This is a genomic window from Mesorhizobium sp. M2A.F.Ca.ET.037.01.1.1 (assembly GCF_003998075.1).
Lineage (GTDB): Bacteria > Pseudomonadota > Alphaproteobacteria > Rhizobiales > Rhizobiaceae > Mesorhizobium.
On sequence record NZ_RZSA01000384.1, the window covers coordinates 1 to 5,688 of the forward strand.

Annotated in this window: 4 protein-coding genes and 1 pseudogene; 3 read left to right on the top strand and 2 right to left on the bottom strand. The window is 64.9% G+C overall.

All coding sequences use genetic code 11. The annotated features are described in order from the left end of the window. The 3 genes and pseudogenes from EOA27_RS19220 to EOA27_RS19230 all read left to right on the top strand — a co-directional run. Positions 1–572, top strand: a pseudogene (locus EOA27_RS19220) (MFS transporter); the annotation flags it as partial. Positions 573–679: 107 nt separating this feature from the next. Further along, on the top strand, positions 680–2,791 hold the full coding sequence (locus EOA27_RS19225; RefSeq protein ID WP_210211609.1) for a TonB-dependent siderophore receptor: 2,112 nt from the start codon (positions 680–682) through the stop codon (positions 2,789–2,791). After that, positions 2,791–4,008: an MFS transporter gene (locus tag EOA27_RS19230; RefSeq protein ID WP_126081598.1), complete on the top strand. Its 1,218-nt coding sequence runs from the start codon at positions 2,791–2,793 to the stop codon at positions 4,006–4,008. Before EOA27_RS19225 ends, EOA27_RS19230 begins: the two co-directional genes overlap by 1 nt. A 12-nt stretch (positions 4,009–4,020) precedes the next feature. On the opposite strand, the gene EOA27_RS19235 is transcribed toward EOA27_RS19230, so the two are convergent. Beyond that, complete coding sequence (locus EOA27_RS19235; protein WP_245466968.1) at positions 4,021–5,124, bottom strand: siderophore-interacting protein; 1,104 nt, start codon at positions 5,122–5,124, stop codon at positions 4,021–4,023. Positions 5,125–5,227: 103 nt separating this feature from the next. After that, positions 5,228–5,542, bottom strand: a complete 315-nt coding sequence (locus EOA27_RS19240) for a nuclear transport factor 2 family protein (protein WP_126081597.1) — start codon at positions 5,540–5,542, stop codon at positions 5,228–5,230. Positions 5,543–5,688: the final 146 nt, after the last annotated feature.

A 5,688-nucleotide genomic window follows, 5' to 3' on the forward strand; every position in this document is an offset into this window, starting at 1 on the left:
CCGGCCAGGCGGCGCGCTGGATCGCGCCCGCCACGATCTGCGGCGTTGGCCTCCTCGTCGCCGCGGCCGGCCTTGTCTGGCTCAGCCGCGTGCCCGCGGCGGACGGCGCGCTGGTGGCCCCACTGGTCCTGATCGGCATCGGCATCGCCCTGCCCTGGGGGCTCATGGACGGACTGGCGGTCAGCGTCGTGCCGAAGGAGCGCGCCGGCATGGCGGTCGGCATCTTCAACACCACCCGCGTCGCCAGCGAGGGCGTGGCCCTGGCGATCGTGATGGCAGTCTTGTCGGGTTTCACGGCCACGCAGCTCGGCGCTCAAGGACTGGCCTCGCCTGCCGAAGCGGTCGCAGCGGCGCAGTTGCTGGCAACCGGCAATATCAGCGAACCGGTGCAACGTCTGCACTTGGCCGACGCCAGCGCCCTGGTCCAAGCTTACGAGACGGCCTTCGACCGGCTGCTCATCGTGCTGGCGACGATCACCATGCTTACCGCCATCGTCGTCTTCCTCGGCCTGCGTCGCGGATCGGCGCCGGAGCAAGACATCGCTCCTCTCCCGGCCTGCCAGGAAGGCTGACGTGGCGTGACGCCATCAAGTTCGAGGAGGCGTCAAAAAATACTTGACTCACAAACTCATATTTGAGAGCGCGGAGGCGTGATCAAATATGAGTATTGGAGACAGAAATGCCGAAGCGGTCGAGGACGTGGCGCCGGGGATTATCATTGCTGGCGGGCAGCGCCATCCTCGGCCATGTCTGGCCGGCACTTGCCCAGGACGGCGGCGACGCCACCGTTCTCGACAGGATCGAGGTGACCGCCGAGAGCAACGAGATCCTGAAGCAGGACGGCTATGTCGCCAAGAAGGACCGCATCGGCACCAAGACCGACACGCCGATCGCCAGAATCCCGCAGGCGGTCTCGGTCGTGACGCAAAAGCAGATCGAGGACCAGAAGCCGCGTACGCTGAACGACGCGCTGGGCTATACGGCCAGCGCCAATCCGAACAGCTTCGGTTTCGACACGCGCTATGACGCCTTCTTCCTGCGCGGTTTCCAGGCCTTCTACAACGGCATGTTCCGCGACGGGCTGCGCCAGTACAACGGCCCTTCCGCCTGGTTCAAGACAGAACCTTACGGCATCGAGGGCGTCACCATCCTGAAGGGACCGGCCTCCTCGCTTTACGGCGTCAGCGGTCCGGGCGGCATCGTCAACGTCGTCACCAAACGGCCCAAGGACGAGCCATTCCATGAAATCGAGCTGCTGGCCGGCGAACACAACCGCTTCCAGGCCGCGCTCGATGCTTCCGGGCCGGTCAATGACGACGGCAGCATCCTCTACCGCTTCACCAGCCTCGGCCGCCTGAGCGAGACCGGGCTGCCCGATTATCCCGACGACAAGCTCTATCTGGCGCCGGCCGTCACCTTCAAGCCGGACGAGGACACCAGGCTCACCATCCTCGGCGAATATTCGAAGTCCGTCACCGGCGGCACCGCGGCTTTCTACAACTCCGCCTATGGCGCGCTGTCGAATATCTATGAAGGCGATCCGGCCTGGAACGATTTCACCCAGGACCAGGGGCGCATCGGCTATGAGTTCGAGCACCGCTTCAACGACTGGCTGACTGTGCGCCAGAACCTGCGCTACAACGCCGTCGATTCAGACATCGAATATAGCGGCCACTATTCGGTCGGCGCCGACCAGCCGCTTGAGCGCTACTGGGGCCATTACACGGAAGCGATGAAGAACTTCGTCGTCGACAACATGGCCCAGCTTGAATTCGACACCGGTCCGGTCAAGCACACCGCGATTGCCGGCATCGACTACGCCTGGTCGGACTATGACGCCGGCAGCGGGCTCTCCTACGTCTCGGTCGAGGACATCAAGGCCGCCCCCGTCCCGCATTCCGGCGGGCAGGAGATGAACCAGCTCGGCGTCTACCTGCACGACCAAATGGAGTGGAACGATTTCACCCTGTTCACCAGCGGCCGCTACGACTGGATCGACACCACCTCCACCGCGGCGGATTTCAGCCAGTCGAAGCAGAAGGACAGCGCCTTCTCCGGCCGCGTCGGCCTGTCCTACCGGACCGAATGGGGCATCGTTCCCTACGTCAACTATTCGACCTCATTCTCGCCCAACATCGGCTTCGTCTATGACGACATTACGAGTTCCGTCGGCCGCGTCGCCCGCCCCACCATCGCCACGCAGAAGGAGATCGGCGTCAAATACGAGATCCCCGACCGCAACGCGACCGTCAGCGCCGCGCTGTTCGACATCGACCAGAAGGACGGCGTCGTCTTCGACGCCTCGACCGGCATCAACAAGCAGCGCCAGCTCGACCTAAACTCGCGCGGCGTCGAGCTGGAGGCCAATGCCTCGCTTGACAATGGCTTCAGCATCATCGCCTCCTACACCTATCTGCGCGTGAAGATCGAACGCGGCGCCGAAGGTACCGACGGCAAGGAACTGTCGGCGACGCCGAATCACATCCTGTCGCTCTGGGGCCATTATCAATTCGAGAACGGCACGCTGGATGGGCTCGGACTCGGCGCCGGTGTGCGCTTCGCCGGCGCCAGCTACGGCGACGACACCAACACTTTCAAGAACGACGCGCGCGCCTTCGTCGATGCCTCGCTGTCCTACGATTTCGGCTACCGCAATCCGAAGCTCGAAGGCGTGAAGCTGCAGATCAACGCCAAGAACCTGTTCGACAACCAGCAGACGATCTGCTCGGCCGGCTATTGCTACCGCGACGAGGGCCGCTCGCTGTTCGGCAGCCTGCGCTATCGTTTCTGATGTCAGTCTCCGCCTCGAACCCGGCCGCCTCGTCGCCGGCCGCCATCGTTGCGGCGATCGGCGGCCTCTATGTGGCCCAGAGCGTGATCGGTGGCATCACCTGGACGGGTCTCCCGGCCGTGATGCGCGACCAGGGCCTGCCGCTCGACCGTATCGGCCTGCTTACCCTGATCGCCCTGCCGTGGGCGCTGAAATTCATGTGGTCGCCGGCAGTGGAGCGCTACCGGCTTCCGCTGTCGGGACGAGACCGAACCGGCGCGATTGTCCTCATCGGTGGCCTGGTCTCCATCGCCGGACTGCTGGCTGTCGCACAACTCGGCCCGGCCGCTTTCTGGCCCGTGGTCGCCTGCCTGACGGTGGTTGCCTTTGCAGCTGCGACCGTCGACATCGCCTGCGACGGTTTTGCGGTGCAGAACCTTGCCGGCAAGAATCTCGGCTGGGGTAATGCGGCCCAGGTCGGCGGCGCCTATCTCGGCTCGGCGATCGGCGGCGGCCTGTTCCTCTTCCTTGTCGACGTCCAGGGCTGGCGTCCGGCGGTGTCGGCCATGGCCTCGCTGCTGGTGCTGCTCGGCCTGCCCTTCCTGCTCGGCGTCGCTGGCCGGTCGCACGAGGAAGTTCGCGACCACGTGCCCTCGCTCGGCATGGCGTTGCGGCGTCCGCAGATACAACGCGGCCTGGTGGCGTCGGCGATCTACGTTCTGGCGCAGAAGGCGGCGCTAGCGATGCTCGGCCCGTTTCTCGTCGATGCCGGGCTCAGCCTTTCCACCATCGGCCTGGTCAACGGCGCCGGCAGCATGATCCTCGGCGTCGCGGCCGCCCTTGCCGGCGGCGCGCTCGTCCGGTGGTTGGGCACGCGCAGCGTGCTTGTGCTCGCGCTCGTCTTGCAGGCTGGATCGCTGTTCGTCCTCGCCGCCTTCGCGCTTTCGGGCGTTTTCCCGGCAGGCCCGCTGGCAGCTGTCGCAATGCTGAGTTCCTCCGGCATCATGGCGCTCGGCTTCGTCGCGCTTTATGCGCAGTTCATGCGCTGGTCGGACCCGAGGCAAGCGGGCGTCGATTTCACGCTTTTCCAGTGCATGGACGCATTGGTCAGCATGGCGGGCGGCATCCTGGCCGGCTATGCGGCGCAGCATCTCGGCTATGGTGCGCTGTTTGCCGGAGCGGGCGTGGTCGCGCTGCTGGCAGCGCCGGCGATCGCCATGGTCAGCGACCGCGACTGAGACGAGACGGCGCTATTCCTCGCCGGCTCCGTCCTCGCCTTGCGCGCCGCGGCGCCAATAGGCGGTGACCAGATGCCGGTCGCGCGGCAAGCCCCATTCCTTGCGTGCTATCCGGCGGATCTCGCGGAAGTCGGCGAACTCGCATCCCGCCCAGACATAGAGATCGTCAGGGCATGGCAGCCGGGCGCATTCGCGCAATGCCTCCGGAAGCAGGCCGGCGCGGCCTGCTTCGCGGCCATGCCGGTAGAGCCAACGGACGGCGATGTTCTCGCCTGCCGCCAACGTCACTCGGTCTCGCGGACCATCGACCTCGATGAAGGCCTCGGCGCGGGCGGACGGCGCCAGCTCTTCCAGCATCCGGCCGATCGCCGGAAGCGCGGTATCGTCGCCCAGAAGAAGCAGGTTGGACGCCTCGGGCAAACCGCCACCGCCGGGACCGATCATGCCGATGATGTCGCCGACCCGCGCATTCTGCGCGAAAGTCGCTGCCGGCGTCTCGGTGCCCGGATGCAGCACGAAGTCGATGTCGAGCCAGCCCTCGGCCACATCCAGCGCGCGGATCGTATAGACCCGGATGGTCAGCGCATCCTCGCCCGACGGCCAGACGATAAGGCCGTCGGCGCCCATGGTCGGCCAGACCGCCTGCCGCCCGGCCGGCGGCAGCAGAAGGCGGACATGAAATCCGCCATGAGCGAAGCGGCCGAGGTCGCGGCCGGAGAAGCGCAGGCGCTGCATATGCGGCGACAATTTCGTCGAGGACAGCACCGTTATTTCGCGGAAGAACACCGGCGTTCCAGCGTCCGTGCCGTCGCCATGCCAGCGCAATCCTTCGGTCGTGCTGAGATGCGCGGCGATATGGCCGGCAAAGATCATCTTCATATAGGAGAGGCAGGTCTCGTCCTCCGCCGCGATACGGACCAGCACGCCGTGATCGTCGAACGATGCGTTCAACGAGCCGTAATGCATACGGAATTCCCATCGGCCGGCATCGCCGGTGTCGATCTCATGGTCGCTATGCTCGGCGCGCAGCCTGTCCATCACCGCGCGAATGTCATCGTTTTGGATACGAGTTTGGGCGCTCAAGAGCTTCATCGCCGGGCCTTTCGATGTCGTCATGGGCACCGGCATGCCACAGCGTCGGCGGCTTTGCCACTAAAACATGATCATTAAAGTCAAATTTTGTGTCGACTTGCGGAAAGACCCAGCCTGCTGTCCGGTTTCAGCTGATGACCAGGCTTGCGATCCGGTCGCCGTCCAGCGTGAAGGCCATGTCGCCCTCGCCGTTGAAGCCATTGCCCGTCACGGCGACACGAGCATGGTAGGCGCCGTCACGCTGCGCGATGCGGACGATGCGAAGATTGGACTGCACGCCGATATTGTCTGATCGGTTCCACCGCGCGACCCCGTCGCGGCCATGGAAATCGCGACCCCAGTCGCTCAGGAAAGCGTCGTCAGTGAATGTACCGAGAAAGGCCTCGCTATCGCCGGCGTTGGTGGCTTCGACAAAGCGGCGGATCGGGTCGGGGGTGGTCATCAATCCAGCCTGTGCATCAGATCGTCATCCAGCCAGCGGCCGAAGAAATAGACCAGTTGCTTGTGCCACCATGGCCAGTCGTGACTGACGTCGCCGCCCCAATAGTCGACCCAGGCGGGAATGGATTTGTCGCGCAGCACCTGCTC